This window comes from Cryobacterium algoricola, from assembly GCF_004402485.1.
Classification (GTDB): Bacteria; Actinomycetota; Actinomycetes; order Actinomycetales; family Microbacteriaceae; genus Cryobacterium; species Cryobacterium algoricola.
The window spans coordinates 709193-729746 of sequence record NZ_SOFG01000004.1 but is presented as its reverse complement, the minus strand read 5'-3'; the positions used below and the strand labels follow the sequence as shown (position 1 = coordinate 729746).

Annotated in this window: 20 protein-coding genes and 1 tRNA gene; 15 read left to right on the top strand and 6 right to left on the bottom strand. The window is 69.3% G+C overall.

Translation table 11 applies throughout. The annotated features are described in order from the left end of the window. Positions 1-52: 52 nt before the first annotated feature. From E3O44_RS03845 to E3O44_RS03835, 3 genes are all read right to left on the bottom strand, one after another. Positions 53-754 (bottom strand): DedA family protein, encoded by a 702-nt coding sequence (locus E3O44_RS03845; RefSeq protein WP_134532634.1) that lies wholly within the window; start codon positions 752-754, stop codon positions 53-55. Position 755: 1 nt separating this feature from the next. Then, a tRNA-Leu gene (locus E3O44_RS03840) sits at positions 756-837 on the bottom strand. A 32-nt stretch (positions 838-869) separates the two neighbouring features. Next, positions 870-1796: a LysR family transcriptional regulator gene (locus E3O44_RS03835; protein WP_241975998.1), complete on the bottom strand. Its 927-nt coding sequence runs from the start codon at positions 1794-1796 to the stop codon at positions 870-872. A gap of 140 nt (positions 1797-1936) precedes the next feature. On the opposite strand from E3O44_RS03835, the gene E3O44_RS03830 reads away from it, so the two are divergent. From E3O44_RS03830 to E3O44_RS03760, 14 genes are all read left to right on the top strand, one after another. Next, entirely contained in the window at positions 1937-3340 is a 1404-nt protein-coding gene (locus tag E3O44_RS03830; RefSeq protein WP_134532629.1) for an MFS transporter, read from the top strand. A 2-nt stretch (positions 3341-3342) separates the two neighbouring features. Further along, complete coding sequence (locus tag E3O44_RS03825) at positions 3343-4107, top strand: 3-hydroxybutyrate dehydrogenase (RefSeq protein WP_134533026.1); 765 nt, start codon at positions 3343-3345, stop codon at positions 4105-4107. Between the two features lie 124 nt (positions 4108-4231). Continuing rightward, a complete protein-coding gene (locus tag E3O44_RS19120) occupies positions 4232-8662 on the top strand; it encodes a pentapeptide repeat-containing protein (protein ID WP_166792523.1) in 4431 nt (1476 codons plus the stop codon). Positions 8663-8703: 41 nt separating this feature from the next. Further along, positions 8704-9378 (top strand): hypothetical protein, encoded by a 675-nt coding sequence (locus E3O44_RS03810; protein ID WP_134532624.1) that lies wholly within the window; start codon positions 8704-8706, stop codon positions 9376-9378. A gap of 75 nt (positions 9379-9453) precedes the next feature. Beyond that, positions 9454-10683, top strand: a complete 1230-nt coding sequence (locus E3O44_RS03805) for a TadA family conjugal transfer-associated ATPase (protein ID WP_134532622.1) — start codon at positions 9454-9456, stop codon at positions 10681-10683. Continuing rightward, positions 10680-11588 carry a type II secretion system F family protein gene (locus E3O44_RS03800; protein WP_134532619.1) on the top strand — a complete coding sequence of 303 codons (909 nt, stop codon included), beginning with the start codon at positions 10680-10682 and terminating at the stop codon, positions 11586-11588. Before E3O44_RS03805 ends, E3O44_RS03800 begins: the two co-directional genes overlap by 4 nt. Further along, positions 11576-12523: a type II secretion system F family protein gene (locus tag E3O44_RS03795; protein ID WP_241975997.1), complete on the top strand. Its 948-nt coding sequence runs from the start codon at positions 11576-11578 to the stop codon at positions 12521-12523. Before E3O44_RS03800 ends, E3O44_RS03795 begins: the two co-directional genes overlap by 13 nt. 99 nt (positions 12524-12622) lie before the next feature. Then, positions 12623-12808, top strand: coding sequence for a hypothetical protein (locus E3O44_RS03790; protein ID WP_134532616.1), 186 nt, complete (start codon positions 12623-12625; stop codon positions 12806-12808). Between the two features lie 122 nt (positions 12809-12930). Continuing rightward, complete coding sequence (locus tag E3O44_RS03785) at positions 12931-13320, top strand: TadE/TadG family type IV pilus assembly protein (protein WP_134532614.1); 390 nt, start codon at positions 12931-12933, stop codon at positions 13318-13320. A 40-nt stretch (positions 13321-13360) separates the two neighbouring features. After that, positions 13361-13873: a hypothetical protein gene (locus E3O44_RS03780; RefSeq protein ID WP_134532611.1), complete on the top strand. Its 513-nt coding sequence runs from the start codon at positions 13361-13363 to the stop codon at positions 13871-13873. Then, positions 13870-14364 carry a pilus assembly protein TadG-related protein gene (locus E3O44_RS03775; RefSeq protein WP_134532608.1) on the top strand — a complete coding sequence of 165 codons (495 nt, stop codon included), beginning with the start codon at positions 13870-13872 and terminating at the stop codon, positions 14362-14364. The genes E3O44_RS03780 and E3O44_RS03775 overlap by 4 nt, the downstream gene beginning before the upstream one ends. 43 nt (positions 14365-14407) lie before the next feature. Beyond that, positions 14408-15052: a phosphoribosyltransferase gene (locus E3O44_RS03770; protein ID WP_134532606.1), complete on the top strand. Its 645-nt coding sequence runs from the start codon at positions 14408-14410 to the stop codon at positions 15050-15052. 79 nt (positions 15053-15131) lie between these two features. Continuing rightward, positions 15132-16016, top strand: coding sequence for an EamA family transporter (locus E3O44_RS03765; protein ID WP_134532603.1), 885 nt, complete (start codon positions 15132-15134; stop codon positions 16014-16016). A 59-nt stretch (positions 16017-16075) separates the two neighbouring features. After that, positions 16076-16570: an ArsR/SmtB family transcription factor gene (locus E3O44_RS03760; RefSeq protein WP_206751268.1), complete on the top strand. Its 495-nt coding sequence runs from the start codon at positions 16076-16078 to the stop codon at positions 16568-16570. Between the two features lie 138 nt (positions 16571-16708). Here the strand turns inward: E3O44_RS03760 and E3O44_RS03755 are convergent, their stop codons facing one another. The 3 genes from E3O44_RS03755 to E3O44_RS03745 form a co-directional block, all read right to left on the bottom strand. Further along, complete coding sequence (locus E3O44_RS03755) at positions 16709-17371, bottom strand: pentapeptide repeat-containing protein (RefSeq protein WP_134532600.1); 663 nt, start codon at positions 17369-17371, stop codon at positions 16709-16711. A 2-nt stretch (positions 17372-17373) separates the two neighbouring features. Beyond that, entirely contained in the window at positions 17374-17937 is a 564-nt protein-coding gene (locus E3O44_RS03750; RefSeq protein WP_134532597.1) for a nitroreductase family deazaflavin-dependent oxidoreductase, read from the bottom strand. 64 nt (positions 17938-18001) lie between these two features. Continuing rightward, the gene (locus tag E3O44_RS03745) at positions 18002-19306 is read right to left on the bottom strand and encodes an MFS transporter (protein WP_134532595.1); all 1305 of its coding nucleotides are present in this window, start codon (positions 19304-19306) and stop codon (positions 18002-18004) included. An 85-nt stretch (positions 19307-19391) separates the two neighbouring features. Between E3O44_RS03745 and prfB the strand changes: the two genes are divergently transcribed. After that, complete coding sequence (prfB, locus tag E3O44_RS03740) at positions 19392-20504, top strand: peptide chain release factor 2 (protein WP_134532592.1); 1113 nt, start codon at positions 19392-19394, stop codon at positions 20502-20504. Positions 20505-20554 lie beyond the last annotated feature (50 nt).

The window sequence follows — 20554 nt, the reverse complement described above, 5'->3', positions numbered from 1 at the left end:
GCAGGGATGGTCTGTAACAGGCTAGCGCTAAACGGAGGGCGAAAACCGTGAGTTACCCGGCCGCGGGGCCGTCGGCCGGGGTATCGGCGGGGCCGTCCGGTCGGTCGTCGCCGTCCGCGTCGCGACGGTTCTCGGCGCGGTCGGCGAGCCAGGTGCGCCCGCCGAAGAAGATGGATGCCGCGATGAAGACGCCGGCGATGACATACGCGGCGCTCTTCACACCGGGCAGGCTCGCCGCGAAGTATCCGGTCAGGGTGAGCCCGACGCCCCAGGCGAGTGCGCCGACGAGGTTGCTCGAGAGGAACCGGTAGTAGTTCATCCGGCCGACCCCCGCGATGACGGGCACGAAGACGCGCGCCCAGGGCATGAAGCGGGCGATCACGACGGACCACCAGCCGTATTTCCGGTAGAAGGTCTCGGTCTTCACGATGGCCGCGCGGGTGCGGCGGCCGCCGCGGCGGTCGAGGTAACCGCGGCCGAAGTGCCGTCCGAGCAGGAATCCCACCTGGTCGCCGAGGAACGCGGCCAGGCCGGTGCCGATCATCAGCACGACGATGTCCACGTTCGCCGCCGATGCCGCGACGAGCCCCGACCCGAAGAGGAGGGAATCCCCGGTGATGAACGGGATGAAGACTCCGAGGAACACCGCGGTCCCTGCGAAGACGAGGGCCCAGACGAGCAGGTAGAACACGATGGCGCCGGTGTTCGCGAGCAGATCGGTCAGTTGGCCGTCGAGGGCCGAGGTGCTCATCATGTGCGGGAGAGGGGACTTGAACCCCCACGCTCGAAAGCACAGGAACCTAAATCCTGCGTGTCTGCCAATTTCACCACTCCCGCTTGTGCCGTTCCAGTGTAGCCAGATCGCGTGGTCAGCCTGCCCGGCCGCGGCCCTGCAGGGCTTCGGTGAACGCGGAGGTCCGGGCGCGGAGGGCGTCGACGACGGCGGCGACAGCGGGCTGGTGCAGGGATTCGGGGCGGAGCACCATCCAGTACGGCAGTTCCTCCTTGAACTTGTCCGGCAGGAGGCGAACGAGGTCCGGGTGCTGGTCGGCCATGAAGCAGGGCAGGAAACCGATCCCCGCGCCGGCCCTGGTCGCTTCGACGTGCACGAAAACGTTGGTCGAACTCAGCGAGGGGCGCATCGACGGCACCTGCCGCCGCGGGGCGTCGAGGTCGTCGACGAGCAGCATCGAATCCACGAAGTAGACGAGCGGATGCTCGGTGAGCTCGGCAACGCTCGCGGGTGTGCCCTTCTCGGCGAGGTAGTCCCGAGACGCGTACATGCCGAGGACATAGTGCCCGAGCAGGATCGCGTCCGCCCGGTGCACCTGCGGCTCACCGACGACGACCTCGATGTCGAGCCCGGACCGGTGCTGGAGCGCGCGCCGCGTCACCGTGACGATCTCGACCCGCAGGCCGGGATGCCGGCGCTGCAGGGCGGCGACCGCCGGCGTCGCGATGTACGCGCTGAAGCCATCCGTCGCGGAGAGCCGGACGACGCCGGACAACTGCGTCGCCTGCCCAGGAGGCCCGCCGAGGAGGGAGACGGCGGCCTCGACGTTCTCCGCTGCGTTGACCGCGCGGGCGCCGAGCTCCGTCAGCTCCCAGCCGCCGACGGTGCGGGAGAGCACCCGGCCGTCGAGCGCCTTCTCGAGGGCCGCGATGCGGCGTGAGACCGTGGTGTGATTGAGGCCGAGGCTGTCCGCCGCGGTCACGAACCTGCCGCTGCGGGCGACGGCGAGCAGCACCAGGAGGTCGTCGGCGTTCGGCGGCAGGGCGGGTCGGGGTCCGGTCATGTCTGCAATTATGCACACACGGAGTTCGGAAGTGGTCATGGCCGCAGAGCCGACGGGCGGCAATACTCAGGGGAGCCGGGGCGGCAACCCGCCCCCGGCATCCACAGACAGTGTCAGCGACGACACCGAAGGAGACAGACATGAGCGTCAACGAACGCATCACTGCCGACAGCCCCGGAGGCGCGGGATCGCGCGAGAACCGGGAAGAGACCTCCGGCCTCAGGAAGATCGTGGCCGCCTCGATGGTGGGGACGGTCGTCGAATGGTACGAATTCTTCCTCTACGCGACCGCGGCGAGCCTCGTCTTCGGTAAGTTCTTCTTCCCGAACGCGGGCAGCGACCTCGACGGGATCATCGCCGCGTTCCTCACCTACGCGGTGGGCTTCATCGCCCGGCCGCTCGGCGGCATCGTCTTCGGCCAGATCGGCGATCGCCTCGGCCGCAAGCACACCCTGCAGGTCACGATCATCCTCGTCGGGGCGGCGACCTTCCTGATGGGCTGCCTCCCCGGCTACAACACGATCGGCTACTGGGCGCCCGCCCTCCTCGTGGCGCTGCGCTTCATCCAGGGCTTCGCCGTCGGCGGGGAGTGGGGCGGCGCCGTGCTGCTCGTCGCCGAGCACAGCCCGGACAAGTCGCGCGGCTTCTGGTCGAGCTGGCCGCAGGCCGCCGTGCCGGTCGGCAACCTGCTCGCGACCCTCGTGCTGCTCACCATGTCGTGGATCCTGCCCGCCGAGCAGTTCCTCGGCTGGGGTTGGCGGGTCGCGTTCTGGCTGTCCGCGATCATCGTCGTGATCGGCTACTACATCCGCACCCACGTCAGCGAGGCGCCGATCTTCCTCGAGGCCCGCGCCCAGGTCGAGGCTGAGAAGGCCATCAGCTACGGCGTGATGGAGGTCGTCCGCAAGTACCCGCGCGGAATCCTCGGCGCGATGGGACTGCGGTTCGCCGAGAACATCCTCTATTACACGATCGTGAGCTTCTCGATCGTCTACCTCGTCACCGTGCACAAGTACAACACCAGCCAGCTGCTCCTGGCCCTGCTGATCGCCCACGTGGTGCACTTCCTCGTGATCCCGCAGGTCGGCCGGCTCTCCGACCGTTTCGGTCGCAAGCCGATCTACCTCACCGGTGCGATTCTCGGTGCGAGCTGGGCGTTCTTCGCCTTCCCGATGTTCGACACCCTCAACCCGGTCGTCATCGTCGCCGCGATCACGATCGGGCTGTGCTTCCACGCCTTCATGTATGCCGGGCAGCCGGCGATCATGGCCGAGATGTTCCCGACCCGGATGCGCTACTCCGGCGTCTCCCTCGGCTACCAGGTCACGTCGATCCTCGCCGGCTCGCTCGCGCCGATCATCGCGACCGCGCTGCTGAAGCAGTACCAGTCCTGGCTGCCGGTCGCGTTCTACCTCGTGATCGCCTGTGCGATCACCGTCGTGGCCGTCGTGACGCTCAAGGAGACCAACGGTATCTCGCTCCGCGACGTCGACGCAGCGGATGCCGCCAGGCACGGCCTCGAACCGGCCCCGGCGCTGCGGTGACCGTGGAACAGTCCCTCGCGGGGCGGCGCGCCCTCGTCACCGGGGGAGCGAGCGGCATCGGCGAGGCCGTCGTGCGCTCCCTGGCCGCTCGCGGAGCGCACGTCACGGTCGCGGACATCGACGCGGCGAGCGCTTCTGCGCTCGCCGCGGAGGTGGGCGGCTCGAGCTGGACCGTGGACCTCGCCGACACGCTCGCCCTCACCGACGGGCTGCTCGCCGGGGTGCTCGGCGACGTGGACATCCTGGTGAACAACGCGGGGATCCAGCGCATCAACCCGATCCCCGACTTCGACCCCGCCGACTTCCGGCTCATCCTCGCGCTCATGCTCGAGGCGCCTTTCCTGCTGATCCGGGCGGCGCTTCCCGGGATGTACAAGCGCGGCTTCGGACGGGTGATCAATGTCACCTCGGTGCACGGCATCCGCGCCTCGCCGTTCAAGGCCGCGTACGTCTCGGCGAAGCACGGTCTCGAGGGCCTCTCCAAGGTCACGGCCCTCGAGGGCGGTGACCACGGGGTCACGAGCAACTGTGTGAGCCCCGGCTATGTGCGCACACCGATGGTCGAGAAGCAGATCGCCGACCAGGCTCTCGTGCATGGCATCCCGGAGGAGGAGGTGCTCAGCCGGATCATGCTCACCGAGAGCGCCGTCAAGCGTCTCGTCGAGCCGGCGGAGGTCGGTTCGCTCGTAGCCTGGCTCGCGTCCGCGGACGCGGCGATGGTCACCGGGTCGAGTTACGGAATGGACGGCGGCTGGTCGGCCCGCTGACGCCCGCGAAACTCGTCTCACCGAATGGTGTACCCCGAACGGGGGTAGCCGCTACGCTCATGATCAGGCAATACGTCACACGATCGTCGGGCCTCGCGCGAACAGCGCCATACGGGGGACGACGATGCCAGACAACGACTCTGCACACGACGCTACTGACGACGCTCGCCCGGCAGGCGGCGACGGCAGCGTTCCGGCATCGGCATCGGCACGGGAGCGCGGCGGGCGACGCGGGCGACGCGGTCTCGGCCGCCCGGTCGCGGTCGTCGTCGCCGGGCTTGCCCTTGCCGCCGTGACGGCGCTGGGCGCCTGGGCCGTGCTGAACGCGAGCGGCGCGCAGCCCACCGCCGCGCCCTCCGGCACCTCGGCACCCGGTGTGTCGACCGCAGCCTCTGACGCCCTGGCCGCGTCCACCCGCGTCGAAGATCCCGCAGAGGCCGTCTCCCTGCTTTACTCCCTGAGTGCGACCGCAGGCACCCTGACCCGGATTGCCGGCTCGGACGATGAATACGCCCTCGTGCTTTCGGACACGGACAAGCAGGTGCTCTGGTTCGCCGACCAGCCTTCCCGCAAGGCAGGCGTGATGCCGACCGGTGGGTTTGCAAGCGAGTGGGCGGGCTTCGGGTTCGCCGCAGACCCGCCCAACGTCGCCGTCGTGCTGCACGATGTCGGTCCGGAGGCGGACACCGTCGTCGCGGAGATGCAGGCCCCCACGTTCGATGCTGCCAGTGGCACGTTCACGGCGACCGTGCGCATCCTGGAGGAGACCGAACAGGACGGGCTCTCCGGCAAGCTGTCCCAACATGCCACGAACGCGGATGCCGCCCTGCCGGAAGCCTTCGACGGGGTGTCGCTTTTCATCGACGACGTCGCGGGCACGGTCGTGAACGGCTGCCTGATCCAGCCGTACACGGTCTGCGAGGGAGCGGACCTCGCCGGAGCCAAGCTCTCCGGAGTGAACCTCACCGGCGCAGATCTCACCGGCGCGGATCTCAGCGGCGCGGATCTCAGCGGAGCGAATCTCGCCGGTGCCGACTTCACCGGCGCCAATCTCACCGGGGCGAACCTGCTCGGTGCCACCCTCACGGGCACCATCTTCACCGGGGCGACGATGACAGGGGCGCAGCTGTCGGCAGCGCCGCCCACGGTTCCATCGATCAACTACCCGTTCTGCTCGGGGGCGAGCACCGGCTCCCTCGTGCTTGCCGACGGTGTCGTGGCGACGAGTTTCAGCGCCCCGAACAACGGCGGACGCGGCACCGTCACCCTCGTCGGGCCGGACGGACTCAGCCTGGATGCCACGTACCTGTGCACGAACCGGACGGCGGCCGCCAATACGGCCGCCCGGTCCGGCAGCTGGTCCCTCACGGTCACCGGGAGCCACGGTGCCTTCAGCTCGCCCGTTGCGGGGCTGACCGTCCAGAACGGTAGCGTGACCGGAACCATCGTCCGGAACAACTCGGTCCTGACCTGGTCCGTGGCTGCGGTGGCGACGCTCGCGGTGAATGGCGTGTCGGCCACCGGCCAACTGGCCATCACCGGCCCGCACACCTGGTCTGTCTCCGTCATCGGAGCCGGCGGTCAATTCACCGACCCGGACAGCGGCACCCTGCGCGCCTCCTCGGCTTCGGGGACGATCGCCGACGCGTCGGGAGCCGTGTCCGGAACCGTGCACCTGGGACTGGCAGGCCAGCACAAGTTCGTGCAGGCGCTTCCGGCCGCCTGGGCGAAATCCGCCGCTGTCGACCTGAGCTTCGCGAAGAAGGCAGGTTCCTCGGCACCGATGACCAGGTCCGTGGTCCTCTCCGTCGGTGCCAGTTCGGGAGCCGACTCCCTGTCCCTCTCCGGACCGTGGACCCCGGACGGGTATTCCCTCACCGGAATCGGTACCCTCCAGCTGAACGGCACCACCGTCTCGGTGTCCGGCTCCTACGGCTCCACCGGCTCCCAGGACGCGTCGGGAACGACCCTGACCAGTCCCCAGTGGAATGTGAAGGGCCAGTTCAGCGGAGTATCGCTCGGTGGCGGCGCCACGATCACCTCCGGATCGATCGGCGTCTCGAGCGACACGCCCGGCATCGTCGGATCCGTGGCCGTCCGGCCGCAGGCCGGTAATGCTTTCACACTCTTCGCCGGCCTCGACTACAGCGGTCCAGCGGCCTGGACCCTGACGTTCAGCGGATCCGGATCCGCCACGGCCTGGTCACCGCCCGGCCTCTCCGGCATCGACATCACCGCCGGGCAGGTTTCCGGCACCATCACGAGCTCACCGGGGAGCAGCCTCGCCTGGGGGCTGTCGGTAGCCGATGTCTCCGGCACGCTCGCCACCGGGATCACCCTCAGCACCACCCTGAGCATCTCGAACAGCTGCCCGCTCACTCCGGTCAGCACCTGTGGTGCGGCAACCGGGGTCTTCTTCGGCTTCACGAATGGGCAGTTGTCCCTGCCGGTACCGGCACCGACGGTCACCGCCCAGGGGGCCATCCTGGTCGACGGAACCTGGGGACTCATTCAGGCCAAGGCCGGCACCGTCACGTTCTCCGGCCCGGCCGGAACCCCCCTGGCACTCAGCGGAGCGAGCCTGACTATGTGGAAGGGCCCCGCGGTCCCGGAGCCGGTCCCCGGCCTCGGAATGCCCGACTTGAGCGCCCAGAACAACGGGTTCGGCGTCGAATTCTGTGGGGACTTCAACGCGAACCTGCCATACATCGGGTCCTCCGTGAGCACCGGCGGTTGTGTCGAATGGACCCCGGCGGGCATCGTGATCGCCCAGGTCGGCCTCACGGGCAGCACGCCAGGCGGCACGGCGACGGCCAGTACCACGGGCGGCAACGTCAACGGCGTCACCGTCGGCGGCACCACGTTCACCGGGTGGGCCTGGACCCACCTGAACTCCACCCCTCACACCAGCCTGAACGGCGTGCCCGTCACCCTCACAAAGGGATGGAGCACCCTTTCCGGCAGCATGCAACTGCCGGGCGCCCTCCTGACCTCCATCGGGAAGCCGGGCATCGACCCGGTCGCGCCGGCGATCGCGACGTTCTCGGACCAGAGCTTCGTGGCGGCGGACGCGAGCTTCACGCTCGACGCCCGGCTCGCCGTTGGCACCTCCGGCCAGGGCTTCTCGCTCGACGCGATCACCATCCACCTCAGCAGGACGCCGACCAGCACGAGCATCTCGCTCGGCGTCGATGCCTCGTACTCGACCGACGGCGCGATCTTCCCCGTCGTGCTCTCCGTCGCTGCGGCCAATGGGAGCGGCCTGACTATCTCCCTGACCGCAACCGGCGCCCGCACCACGGCGCGCGCCTGCAACCCGGCCTGCGACGGCGTGATCGTGCCGCTCCGGACACCCAGCAGCGGGTACAAGTACCTCAGCGACGCCTTCGGCGGCATCCCGGGGGCGCACCTCTGGAGCGTGACCGGTCAGCTCGAGGTCGTGAAGGGCGAACCCGGCTTCGGCGTCGGGGCGACGGTGTACTTCAACCCTAAGAGCATCCCCAGCCTCTTCCACGGCTCGACCTGGATGAAGGGCGACTTCTATGTCAACGTCTCCGACCTGAATCCCTGCTTCAACTTCGATTTCGCCAGCACCGACCCGAACACCTACCTTCAAATCAAGGGCGGCGTGCTCGAGACATCCACCTTCCGGCTGGCGATCGCCCCGCGCGGCTGTTCAATCGGTGCCGAGTCGCTCCCCGTCGGGTCGACCTTCATCTTCCACACCAGCCTCGGCAACGACTCCTCGATCGACATCGACCTCGCGATCGGGCGGGACGCGAACGGACTTCCGACGTTCACGTCGGACACCACGGTCAGTCAACTCGTGCTCGGCGGCATCGACTTCGTCGACATGGAGCTCGCGATCTCGATCACGGCCGCCGCGCAGAGCGTGCGCTTCACCGGGGACATGACCCTCAGCGTCGGCCAGATGAATTCGAGCCTCGATCTGAGCGTCGCCGCCGAGGGCGGTATCCACATGGACGGCGACGTGACGCTGGCCGACTGGTCGCTCAGCGGCGGATCCAGTGGATTCGACGTGAGCGCCTTCAACTTCCACATGAGCATGGACACGTCGTCGACCTCGTGCGGCAGCTTCAGCGCGGGCACCTCGGGAACCATGTCGATGGGCAAGAAGACGAACCTGTCCTTCAGCGGAACGATCGCGGAGAGCTGCGGGGTGCTCCAGGAACTCACGATCGATTTTGCATACAGTCACAGGAACATCACCTATGACTTCGACCTGGCATACTCGGCCAGCACCGGAATCCTCGCTGGCGGCCTGGACTTCAGCTTCAGCCACACCAGCTCGCACCGGTTCACCTCGGGCGGCTACAACTACGAACGCGGATCGACGGTCGCCATCTACCTGAACTTCTCGCTCGACACCAAGAACCCGAGCTCGGCCACCCTCGATCTCGGCGGAACCCTAAGCGGCGGGAGCATCAGCGGCGGCGTCGCGTGCGAATTCAGTAGCGGGGACGATTCCTGCTCGGCGAGCATCCATGTGGAAATCCACGGCCTCGGATCCTTCAACGACTCAGCGACGTGGTGACCGGCGATGCACCAGACACCCTTCGCGGCAGGAGAGCGCGCATGACACCCACGACACTGAGATCGACACTTCGGGCGGGCACCCGTCTCGCGGGGACCCTGATCGCTGTGGGAGTGCTCGCGGCGAGCCTTGCCGCCTGCAGCATGGCGGAAGTTCCCACCGAGGCGGCAGCATCTGCAGCAGCGGATGCCGTGGCGGTCGCTGAGACCGCGGCGCCGACACCGACCGAAGAGGCGATCTCCGTCCTCTACTCGCTCTCGGCGGACGCCGGCACCCTGACGCCGGTCGCAGGATCGACCACCGAGTTCGCCCTCACCCTCGCCACCGCGGATCGGCACACCGTCTGGTTCTCCGACCGACCGGCCCGGCTGTCCGGCACCCTCACCACGGCCGACCTGGTGCGGGACTGGGCCGGATTCGGCTTCGTGGCCGACCCGCCGACGGTCGCCATCGTGCTGCACGACGCGGGAAATGAGGCAGACACGCTCATCGCAGAGCTGAGCGCGCCCGCCTACGACGCTGCCACCGACGGCTTCACCGCCACCGTCCGGGTGCTCGACGAGCAGACCCAGCAGGGTGTCGGCGGCTTCGAACACTTCGCCGGTGCTGCCGATGCCGCTCTGCCCGAAAGCTTCACCGGCGTCAGCATCTTCATCAACGACGAGTCCGGCGTCGTGGTCGACGGCTGCCTCGTCGCTCCGTATCCCACCTGCTGAACCGCGTTCGGTGCTGGCCGTACTGGCCTGTGGATAACTTCCACGGGAATCCGGCCGTCCGGGCACACTGTGCGCATGAGCGAGGCCGTCCGCATCATCATCGAGCAGGTGCGCTCCCGGGTGCGCCGTGACGGCGTCGACCTCGCCTCCGACGAGCACCTCGCCGAGCAGTACGTGCGCGCCGAGCTTCAGCGTTACAGCGAGCGGGCGCTCGGTGGGGCGCATCCGCTCATCGCCGACGAACACCAGGCGGCGCGTGAGGTCGTCGCCTCGCTCACCGGGTTCGGGGCGCTCCAGACGCTCCTCGACGATCCCGAGATCGAGGAGATCTGGATCAACGGGCCGTCCCGGGTGTTCGTCGCACGGGACGGTGTTCCCGAGCTCACCGACATGGTGCTCAGCGCCCGCGAGGTGCGCGACCTCGTCGAGCGGATGCTGCAGGCCTCCGGCCGCCGGGTCGACCTCAGTTCACCGTTCGTCGACGCCTCCCTGCCGGACGGGTCCCGGCTTCACGTCGTGATTCCCGACATCACCCGGGAGTGGTCGGTCAACATCCGGAAGTTCACCCGGCGCATCCGCGACCTGAACCAGCTCGTCGGCCTCGGCTCGCTCACCCAGCAGGCCTCGGAGTTCCTGCGGATGTGTGTGCTCGCGGGGCAGAACATCCTCGTGTCCGGTTCCACCCAGACCGGGAAGACCACGATGCTGAACGCGCTGCTGTCGGCGACCCGGCGCACCGAGCGTATCGTGACCGTCGAGGAGACCTTCGAACTCGACCTGTCCGCGAGGGACGTGGTGGCGATGCAGTGCCGGCAGCCGAGCCTCGAGGGACGCGGCGAGATCACTCTGAGGCGCCTGATCAAGGAGTCGTTGCGGATGCGCCCCGACCGGCTGGTCGTCGGAGAGGTGCGGGAGGCCGAGAGCCTCGATCTCCTGATCGCCCTCAACAGCGGTCTCCCGGGGATGTGCTCGATCCACGCGAACAGCGCGAGGGACGCCCTCGCCAAACTCTGCACTTTGCCGTTGCTCGCGGGGCGCAACATCGATTCCGCGTTCGTGCTGCCGACCGTCGCCGGGTGCATCGACATCGTCGTGCACTGCGAGATCGACCGCCACGGGCGCCGGCGGGTGACCGAGATCCTCGCAGTCAGTGGGCGGCTCGCCGGCACCGTGATCGAGGCAAGCCCGATCTTCCTCGCCGACCGGAGCGGTCTCTCGCCGACGGGCGGCCACCCCGGCAAGCTCGCCAAGTTCCGGGCGGTCGGGCTTGACCCCGCGATCGTGCTGCGGGCAGACCTCGCATGAGGCTCGTGCTGGGCTGCCTCCTCGGCGCTGGCCTGCTGCTGATGGCCGCGCCGTTCCTCTGGCCCCGCCGCAGGGCTGAGGCGGGCACTCCGGCTTCAGGCCACCACCCGGTCGACGGCGAGACCGGCCGACCCCGTCAAAGTGGTCTCGTGGCGCTGCGCGGAGCCCTCGCCCAGGCCGGCCTCGGCTCCCTGCCGCTCCCGGCGTTCGCCGCGATTTCGCTCCTGCTCGGTCTGGCCGGCGCAGCCCTCGCCCAGGCGCTCACCGGAGTGCGGGCCCTCGGCGTCGTCGCGGGGGTGGTCGGCGTCGTGGTTCCGATGGTGATCGTGTTCTGGCGGGCCCGCGAACGGCGCCGATCGAACCGTACGGTCTGGCCGGACGTCGTCGACCATCTGGTGTCGGCCGTGCGTTCCGGCCTCGCCCTGCCCGACAGCGTCAGCACGCTCGCCGAGTCAGGTCCGGCACCGACCCGCGCGGCCTTCGCCGACTTCTCCCGCGACTACCGAGCGACCGGGAGCTTCGGCTATGCCGTCGACAGGCTCAAGGCGGGCCTCGCCGATCCGGTGGCCGATCGCATCCTGGAGACCCTCCGGATGGCCAGGGAGGTGGGCGGCAGTGATCTCACCCTCGTGCTCCGCGACCTCGCCGCCTGGTTGCGCCAGGACGCGGCGATTCGGGCAGAGGTGGAAGCCCGGCAATCCTGGGTCGTCAACGCCGCCAGGCTCGGCGTCGCCGCGCCCTGGATCGTGCTCCTGCTGCTGTCCTCCCGGCCGGAGGGCGCGGTCGCGTACAACACCGGCAGCGGGGTCGTCGTCATCGTCTCCGGGCTTGCTGTGTCGGTGATCGCGTACCGCCTGATGGTCGTCATCGGCCGCCTGCCCGAGGAACGCCGGTGGTTCCGGTGAGCGTCCCGCTCGCCTGGGGCGTGTTCCTTGGTGTGGTGCTCGGCATCGGGCTGTGGTCGCTCGTGAGCGTCTTCCCCCGGCTCAGCCGGCCCCGGCTGGCCGACCGGCTCGCCCCCTACATCCTGGACGTGTCGCCGGAGGCCCGCGCATTCGTCGGCCGGACCACCGTCGATCCGATCCCCGTGCTCGGCACCCTGTTCCTGCCGCTCTTCGGCCGGCTACGACGCGGGCTCGCGGCCCTGCTCGGCGGGTCGGAAACCGTCGAACGGCGGCTCCGGCAATCCGGGTCCCGGCGTAGCCTCGACGAGTTCCGGTCCCAGCAGCTCGTGTGCGCGCTGCTCTGCACGGCCGCCGGCCTCGTCGCCGTGGTATTCGTCCCTGCCCTGCACGCCCTCCCGCTGCTCGCGGCCGCCGCGATACCCGTGCTCGCCGGGCTCGGCGGCGCCCTGCTCTGGGACGGACTCCTCCGCCGCGCCGCACTCGGCCGCCTCACGCGGATGCGCGGCGAACTGCCGACCATCCTCGAGTTCCTCACCCTGTCCCTGTCGGCCGGGGAAGGCATCCTCGATGCCCTCGCCCGGGTGTCCCGCACGAGCGCGGGGGAGCTGTCCCGGGAATTCGGCGGCGTCGTGGCCGAGGTGCACTCCGGGATCTCCCTCGGGGAGGCCCTGCACTCACTGGCCAGGTCGCTCCAGCTGGCCGCGCTCACCCGATTCGTCGATCAGGTCGTTGGTGCACTCGACCGCGGCACCCCGCTCGCGGAGGTGCTGCGCGCCCAGGCGCAAGACGCCCGTGAGGAAGCCAAGCGCGAGCTCCTCGAGGTGGCTGGAAAGAAGGAGGTCGCCATGCTCGTGCCGCTCGTGTTCTTGATCCTCCCGATGACCATCCTCTTCGCGATCTTTCCCGGCCTCTTCATCCTGCAGGCCGGTTTCTGACCGTGCCAGCCGAGACTCCACCCGGAGGCCACTCTCTGGCACCATCGGCACCCGCACGACGACCACCAGCACGACCACCATCGAGTAAAGGAGACGAATATGAACACCCTGACGCGGCGCATCCGCAGCCAGTGGAACGCGTGGCACGACGACACCGGGGACGTGCCCGGCTGGGTCCTGATCACGCTGATGACCGCCGGGCTGGTCATCGTGATCTGGGGCCTCGCCGGGCCGGCGCTCAGCGGCATCTTCCAACAGGCGATCACCCGGGTGAGCGGACTCTGACCGGCCCGCCGGACTGGATCGAGGGGGGTGAGCGGGGCGGATGGGCCGAGCGGGGCGGATGGGCCGAGCGGGGCGAACGGGCCGAGCGCACCGGAGCGCCGCCGTGCGGTCGGCGGCGGAAGCTGCTCCGCGCGGCCGGCGCAGACCACGGTTCATCGCCGGCCGAGTTCGTGCTCGTCGCGGCACTGCTGACGGTGCTGACCCTCACTGTGCTCCAACTCGCCCTTGCGCTGCATGTGCGCAACACCGTCCTCGATGCCGCCGCCGAGGGCGCCCGCTACGGCTCGCTCGCCGACACCGGACTCGATGCCGGCGCCGCCAGAACCCGGGACCTGCTCGTGGCGGCGCTCGGCCCCGCTTTCGCGACTGACGTGACCGCGACCTACGCGAGCGACGATGGCTACCCGACCGTGCGGATGCGGGTGGTCACCCCGCTCCCGCTGCTGGGCCTGCTCGGCCCCGACCGGAGCCTGGAGGTGATCGGGCGTGCCGTCGTCGAAGGCTCCGGGTGACAGCACACGAGGCAGCGGTCGCGGTCTGCGCGTCGCAGGCGTGGCAAGGACCCTCTGCGCCCGGGGTCTCAGCAACCGGTGTCTCAGCAACCGGACTCTCGTCCACCGCCTCCGCTCCGACCGAGGGTCCGCGTCCCTCGAGTTCATCACCACCGGCCTGATCCTGCTCGTACCGCTCGTCTACCTCGTTCTCGCCATGTCCGTGCTGCAGGGTGGCGCACTCGCCGTGGAGGGCGCCGCCCGGCAGGCGGCCCGCGTCTATGTGCGCGCGCCGAGCGCGGCCGTCGCAGCGGAACGGGCGCAACGCGCGGTGGACTTCGCCCTCGCCGACTACGGCCTCCCGGCCGGGGACGCGCAGGTGACGATTGACTGCGCGGCCGCGCCAAGCGGATGCCTGACCCGTCGCGCCGTCGTGACGGTCACCGTGCGCCTGCGGGTGTCCCTGCCCCTCGTGCCCGACGTGCTGGGTCTCACCGGGACGGCGAGCGTGCCCCTGCAATCAAGCTCCACCCAGACCGTGTCCCGTTTCTGGCAGGCGGGAGCCGCACCATGACCGTGCGGCGGGGCACGGCACCCGACGCGAGGGCCCCTGGCGTGGCGGCTGACCGGCCGGACGACGCCGGATCCACCCTCCTGCTCACGATCTTCTACGGCTTCCTCGCGCTCGTCGTGATCCTCCTGGTCGTCGCCGCGTCGTCCCTCTACCTCGAGCGGAAGCGCCTGCTCACCCTCGCGGATGGTGCCGCGCTCGCCGCGGCGGAGGCCTACGCCCTCGACACGGTCACGGTCGCCCCGGACGGATCGGCGGCCCCGCTGCGCACCGAACTCGATTCCACAGCGGTACGCGCGGCGGCGGATGCCCACCTCGCGGCGGCCCCGCACGCCACCCTCGAGGACCTGGTCGTGACCCGGGCGGCATCCGAGGATGGCCAGAGCGCGACCGTGTCACTCAGCGCATACTGGCGCCCGCCGGTCCTCACCCTCGTGCTGCCGGCGGGTGTACGCCTGGAGGTCACGGCCGTGGCCCGCTCGGTCTTCCGGTGAGTGCGCACACGGGGATACTCTCCAGAGCGAACCGGGAGGCACCATGTTCACCGATCGCCGCGATGCCGGCCGACTGCTCGCCGAGCTCGTCGCCGACCTGAACCTCGCCGACCCCGTCGTCTATACCCTTCCCCGCGGGGGAGTGCCGGTCGCGCTCGAGGTCGCCCGGCGCCTGCACGCGCCCCTCGACCTGATCCTCGTGCGCAAGCTCGGTGCGCCTGGATTCCCCGAGGTCGCGATGGGCGCCGTCGTCGACGGCGAGAACGCCCAGATGATCGTCAACGAGGACGTCTTCGCCGAGACCGGTGCCGATGCCGCGGGACTCGGCCGGGCCCGGCGTCGCGAGCTCGCCGAGATCGAACGTCGGCGGACGGTCTATCTCGGGGAGCGCGCCCGCGTGAGCCCGGCCGGTCGGGTCGTTGTGATCGTCGACGACGGGCTGGCAACGGGGGCGACGGCCAAGGCCGCCCTGGCCGCGGTGAAGCGCCAGGGTGCCGCGCGCACGGTCCTCGCGGTGCCGGTCGCCCCTGACGACGTCGTCGACGAGATGCGGAGGCTCGCCGACGACGTGGTCGTGGTGCAGATCCCGGAGCAATTCTGGGCGATCGGCCAGTTCTACGTCGACTTCCACCAGCTCTCCGATGACGAAACGGTCACACTCCTGAAGGAGGCGTGGGCCGGGCCGTGAACCGTTCCGCCACCCGCTAGCCTCGAAGACGAGCGCGATTCGCGCGGCACACAACGCGTACGAGACAGGGGCACCCCGCGTGACGGCGAAATCCGAACGGCTCGCCGGGGCCGGCGCCCAGCTCGTCACCGAGGTCAGCATCAACTACGGTTCCTCGCTCGCCGGACTCGCCATTCCGATCGTCGGTTCCCCCGTCGTCGTCGCGGTCAGGCAGATCGTGATGGCCTGCGCGGTGCTGCCGTTCTACCGACCGAAGCTCGCCAACCTGACCTGGCGGCTGCTCTGGCCCGCGCTCCTCCTCGGCCTCGACCTCGCCGTGATGAACCTCGCCTTCTACGAGGCAGTGCACCTGCTCGGCCTCGGCATCGCCGCGACGATCGAATTCCTCGGCCCGTTCTCGCTCGCCCTCGTCAGCTCGCGGCGACCGCTCGACTTCCTCTGCGCGACGACAGCAGCCGGGGGAGTCTTCCTGCTGACCTGGTCCTCCGGAGAGATCAACCCGCTCGGACTGTTCTACGCCCTCGTCGCGGCGGCGGCCTGGGCCGGGTACATCCTGCTCACCCGCCGGGTGGCCGTGACGTTCCCCGGACTCGAAGGCATCTCGGTCGCGAGTGTCGTCAGCCTCACCCTGCTGGTGCCGTTCGCGCTCCTCACCGTCGACTTTTCCCGCCTCAACTGGGGTGTGCTCGGGCTGCTGCTCGCGATCGGGGTGCTCTCCTCTGCCTTCCCCTACGTGCTCGACACCTACATCCTGCGCCGGATCACCCCGCGCCTCTACGCGATCATCACGAGCTTCGGCCCGGTGATCGCGGCGATCTTCGGAGTGCTCGTGCTCGGCGAGACCCTGCTGCTCCAGCAACAGATCGCGATCATCATCGTGTGCGTGGCCGCGGGCGCCGCGATCGCGACCCAGCGCGACCGCCCGATCTCCGACCTGGAGGCGACCGCGGGCGCCATTCCCTAACCGAGAAGCGTCTCTTATATGCGTTTGACGCTTATATAAGCCGAGTACATACTGAATGCATGCACAACTCGGACATGCAAACGGCCTTCGATGTCCTCGTCGACGGGAACCGCCGGGCGATTCTCGCCGAATTGCGACTCGGCGACCGCAGCACCGGTCAACTCGCGGCGCACCTGGGCCTCAGCCAGCCCGGAACCTCCCGGCACCTGCGCGCGCTGCGCGAGGCGGGCTTTGTCACGGTGCAGCCTCGCGCCCAGCAACGCATCTACTCGCTCGCGGCCACGGCGTTCGACAACCTCGATGCCTGGCTGCAGGGGTACCGCCCGGCAGCGGCAGGGGCGAGCGATCCGCTGGGCGATTCGGTGCCGGCGGCACGTGCAGCGGATGCCGGCTCGAGCGACGCACAGACTGTCTCCCGCCCCTCTGCGGTCCCGTCCGCTGCGCTACAGCCGGCGAAGTCCCCGAAGCCCTCGAAGTCCCACAAGAAGTCCGCGAAGTCCAAGGCGGGGAAGTCTCGGAAGCCGGCAAAGTCGGGCGGTTCACGGAAATCCTGAGCCCGCACCGGGCCGGCGAGACGTCCCGCGCCAATTCCGCCGTTCCGCTCCAGGCGTGCCTGGCGCGGAACGGCGCAATTGGCGCGCGGGGCAGGAACGCGCCGCGACGCCGCTACTCGACGCCGCTACTCGACGCCGCTACTCGACGATGATTCCGAGGTGAGCGGCCATGATCGGGGCGAGGAGGCTCAGCTGGGCGTCGTCGATCGTGGCGCCACGGAGGCCCTCGAGGCCGCGGATCACGCTAAAGTCGCTTCCGCGCAGGTCGACGTTCTTGAGCGTGGCGCGCGTCACGTCGAGCGTGCCGATCCGGCAGTTCTGCAACTCGAGTCGCTGCACGGTCGCGCTGCCGAGGTCGAGCTCCTCGATGATGCAGTTGCTCAGGAGCACATCGTGCAGCTGAGCGTTCCGCAGATTGACGAAGTCGAGCTTGCTGCCGTCGAACTGCACCGAACGGAGGCTCGACTCGTAGAGCTCGACCGAGCCGAGGCGGGAGTGCTCGATGCGCACGTCACGCCAGGCGGAGCGGGGTGCGCTGAAGATGGCCGCGTGCAGTTCGCCGGCGACGCACTCCGACAGGGTCGCGCCGCGCAGTTTCGCGTCGTTCAGGGAGACCGTGTGGAATTCGCACTCGCGGAAGGCGACCCCGGTGAGGTCGCGCCCCTCGAAGTCGCAGTCGGTGAAACGACGCGCCTCGACGTCGGCGCCCGAGAAGAGCTCGGACCCGTCGGCATCCGTGAGGTCGTCGAGGCGGATCGGGTCGAGCAGGGGAGGCTTGGTGCCGGAGCGGGCGCGCGCCACGCTCAGTCCTGCGCCGGGGCCGCGGCCGGGCTCGGCTCGGCGGCGCTCTGGCCGGCGGCGCTCTGACCGGCGGCGCTCTGACCAGCAGCGCCCTGACCAGCAGCGCCCTGACCAGCAGAGACGGGCTCAGTGGAGACGGGCTCGAGCACGAAGACGGGGATGATGCGTTCGGTCTTGACCTGGTAGTCGGCATAGTCGGGGTAGGCCGCGACGGCGCGTTCCCACCACGCGGCGCGTTCGTCGCCGGTGACCTCGCGGGCGACCATGTCCCATTTCCGGGTGCCGTCCTGCAGTTCGACCTCGGGGTGGGCGACGACATTGGCGTACCAGACCGGGTTGCGCGGTGCACCGCCGAGGGAGGCGATCGCGGCATAGCTGCCGTTGTGCTCGACGCGCATCAGCGGGGCCTTGCGGATCTTGCCTGACTTCGCGCCGAGCGTGGTCAGCACGATGACGGGCATGCCGCGCATCGTGGTGCCCTCCCGGCCGCCGGAACTCTCGTAGAGGGCGACCTGGTCGCGGACCCACTGCTCTGGGCTGGGTTCATATTCTCCGATGAGGGGCATGACACCATTAAACGTCACGTGGCCGGGGAACATTCCGCGTCGATTGTTCTCGGCCCGGCGGAGTTCAGGGGGTCCCGGATCCCGGGGCCGGCTTCGTTGCCGGTTTCGTTGCGGGCCGGGGGCGACGCGGAACGTAACGCGGAATGTAGCGGCCGAGGAGCACGGCGCCGATCAGTCCGAAGGCGCCCATCACGCCGCTCGCGAGCGAGATCGACACGATCGTGAGCCCGGCGACGGCGACGGGGGCGACGGCGCTGCCGAAGTCCCCGGTGAACCGCCACGCCCCGAGGAAGGGCGCCGGGTTGTCCTTGGGGGCCAGGTCGGCGCCGAGGGTCATCAGGATTCCGCTGCCGATCCCGTTCGCGACCGACAGGAACATGGCGACCCCGATGAGCCACTGCACGTTGGCGGACAGGTCGTGGGTGAATGCGAGCACGAGGAGACCGAGGCCGAGGCCGATCATCGACGGAAGCGCACTCCACATCCGGCCGAAGCGGTCCATGATCTGGCCGCTCGCGTAGAACAGGGCGAAGTCGATGCCGCCGGCGATGCCGATGATCAGGGCAATGTCCGGCTCGCTGATGCCGATGCTGACGGCCCAGAGCGGGATGAGGACGGCGCGCGCCGACCGCATCGCGCCGACGAGGCCCGCGCCGGTGCCGAGCCGGAGGAGGACTCCGCGAAAGCTCCAGATGGTCTGGAACAGGCCCTGGCTCTCCTCTTCCGCGAGTTCCTGGCCGGCGGGCCGCACGGTTCCGTCGGGGGCCGTCGCGAGTTCGGGAGTGCCGAAGGTGCTCGCCGGGTCGGGCAACAGCAGGAGAACGAGGGCGGCGCCCAGGCAGGCGACGACAAACACCCAGAACACGGCCTGGGTGCCCCCGGTGAAGCGGATGACCGCGGTCGCGATGAACGGGCCGACGAACCAGCCGCCGCGGAAGATCCCGCCGAGGGTCGACAGTGCCCGGGCCCGGTAGGCGACCGGCACATAGCTCGTCATGAAGGCGTGCCTGGCGAGGGAGAAGATCGCCGTCGCGAGGCCGACGATGAAGATGCCGATGCCGAGGACGAGCGGGTTCGGGGCGACCAGGCAGACGAGGACGGCGATGATCGCGAGGAACGAGGCCCAGATCATCGCGTTGCGCTCGCCGATCCGGGAGACGACCCAGCCGCTCGGGATGTCGCCGATGAGTTCGCCGACCATGATCATCGCGGCGATGAACCCGGCCATCGCGAGCGAAGCCCCGAGGTTGTTGGCCACGATCGGGATCAGCGGGATGATCGCGCCCTCGCCGACGGAGAAGAGGAACGTCGGCAGAAAGGCGGCAAGGGCCACCGAACGCAGGCTGAAGGGGCGTTCGGCGCTTGTCATGACTCCTCGATGCTACCCGTGTGCGCCACTGCGGCCGGGTCGGCACAAGCCCGCGGCCCGTGACGCCGGGTAGGCTGGGCATCAAATGATTGAGCTGGACATTTCGGAGCAGATCGCCGCATTGCGGGCCACCTTCGGCGACATCCGGGCCGTGATCGATATCGATCAACTGCGCACCGACATCGCCGACCTGAACGACCAGGCCGGGGCCCCCGACCTGTGGGACGACTCCGAGCACGCGCAGAAGGTCACGAGCGACCTCAGCCACCGTCAGTCGGAGCTCGCGCGCATCGAGAACATCGAGCAGCGTCTTGACGACCTCGAGGTCCTCGTGGAGATGGCCAACGACGGCGAGGGCGACGAGGAATCCGCGGAGGAGGCCACCGCGGAACTCGCGAGCCTGCAGAAGGTGCTCGGCGAACTCGAGGTGCACACCCTGCTCAACGGTGAATTCGACGAACGACCCGCCGTGATGACCATTCGCTCGGGTGCCGGTGGCGTCGACGCCGCCGACTTCGCCGAGATGCTGATGCGGATGTACCTGCGCTGGGCCGAACAGCACGACTACCCGGTCACGGTGCTGGACGTCGGCTATGCGGAAGAGGCGGGGATCAAGTCCGCGACCCTGCAGATCGATTCGCCGTATGCCTTCGGCACGCTCAGCGTCGAAGCGGGCACCCACCGGCTCGTGCGGATGAGCCCCTTCAACTCCGCGGGCAAGCGCCAGACCTCCTTCGCCGCCGTCGAGGTCGTGCCGCTCATCGAGCAGACCGAGTCGATCGAGATCCCCGACACCGACATCCGGGTGGACGTGTTCCGGTCGAGCGGGCCGGGCGGTCAGTCCGTGAACACGACGGACTCCGCCGTGCGGATCACCCACCTCCCGACCGGCACCGTGGTGAGCTGCCAGAACGAGAAGAGCCAGATCCAGAACCGCGCGGCCGCCATGCGGGTGCTGCAGTCCCGGCTCCTGTTGATCCAGCGCGAGCAGGAAGCCGCGACCAAGAAGGAATTCGCCGGCGTCATCACGGCGAGCTGGGGCGACCAGATGCGCAGCTACGTGCTCGCTCCGTACCAGATGGTCAAGGACCTCCGCACGAACTACGAGGTCAACAACCCCACCCAGGTCTTCGACGGCGACCTCGACGGATTCATCTCCGCCGGCATCCGCTGGCGCAAGCAGGCACCGCAGGACTGAACCCACTCGCAGGACTGAACCCACTCGCAGGACGGGGCCCATTTCGGGGG

What these genes read in the sequence shown, in the direction of transcription:
- E3O44_RS03845 (WP_134532634.1), bottom strand. Translation starts at nt 754, where the DNA reads ATGATGAGCACCTCGGCCCTCGACGGCCAACTGACCGATCTGCTCGCG.
- E3O44_RS03835 (WP_241975998.1), bottom strand. Translation starts at nt 1,796, where the DNA reads ATGACCGGACCCCGACCCGCCCTGCCGCCGAACGCCGACGACCTCCTG.
- E3O44_RS03830 (WP_134532629.1), top strand. Translation starts at nt 1,937, where the DNA reads ATGAGCGTCAACGAACGCATCACTGCCGACAGCCCCGGAGGCGCGGGA.
- E3O44_RS19120 (WP_166792523.1), top strand. Translation starts at nt 4,232, where the DNA reads ATGCCAGACAACGACTCTGCACACGACGCTACTGACGACGCTCGCCCG.
- E3O44_RS03810 (WP_134532624.1), top strand. Translation starts at nt 8,704, where the DNA reads ATGACACCCACGACACTGAGATCGACACTTCGGGCGGGCACCCGTCTC.
- E3O44_RS03805 (WP_134532622.1), top strand. Translation starts at nt 9,454, where the DNA reads ATGAGCGAGGCCGTCCGCATCATCATCGAGCAGGTGCGCTCCCGGGTG.
- E3O44_RS03800 (WP_134532619.1), top strand. Translation starts at nt 10,680, where the DNA reads ATGAGGCTCGTGCTGGGCTGCCTCCTCGGCGCTGGCCTGCTGCTGATG.
- E3O44_RS03790 (WP_134532616.1), top strand. Translation starts at nt 12,623, where the DNA reads ATGAACACCCTGACGCGGCGCATCCGCAGCCAGTGGAACGCGTGGCAC.
- E3O44_RS03775 (WP_134532608.1), top strand. Translation starts at nt 13,870, where the DNA reads ATGACCGTGCGGCGGGGCACGGCACCCGACGCGAGGGCCCCTGGCGTG.
- E3O44_RS03770 (WP_134532606.1), top strand. Translation starts at nt 14,408, where the DNA reads ATGTTCACCGATCGCCGCGATGCCGGCCGACTGCTCGCCGAGCTCGTC.
- E3O44_RS03760 (WP_206751268.1), top strand. Translation starts at nt 16,076, where the DNA reads ATGCACAACTCGGACATGCAAACGGCCTTCGATGTCCTCGTCGACGGG.
- E3O44_RS03750 (WP_134532597.1), bottom strand. Translation starts at nt 17,937, where the DNA reads ATGCCCCTCATCGGAGAATATGAACCCAGCCCAGAGCAGTGGGTCCGC.
- E3O44_RS03745 (WP_134532595.1), bottom strand. Translation starts at nt 19,306, where the DNA reads ATGACAAGCGCCGAACGCCCCTTCAGCCTGCGTTCGGTGGCCCTTGCC.
- prfB (WP_134532592.1), top strand. Translation starts at nt 19,392, where the DNA reads ATGATTGAGCTGGACATTTCGGAGCAGATCGCCGCATTGCGGGCCACC.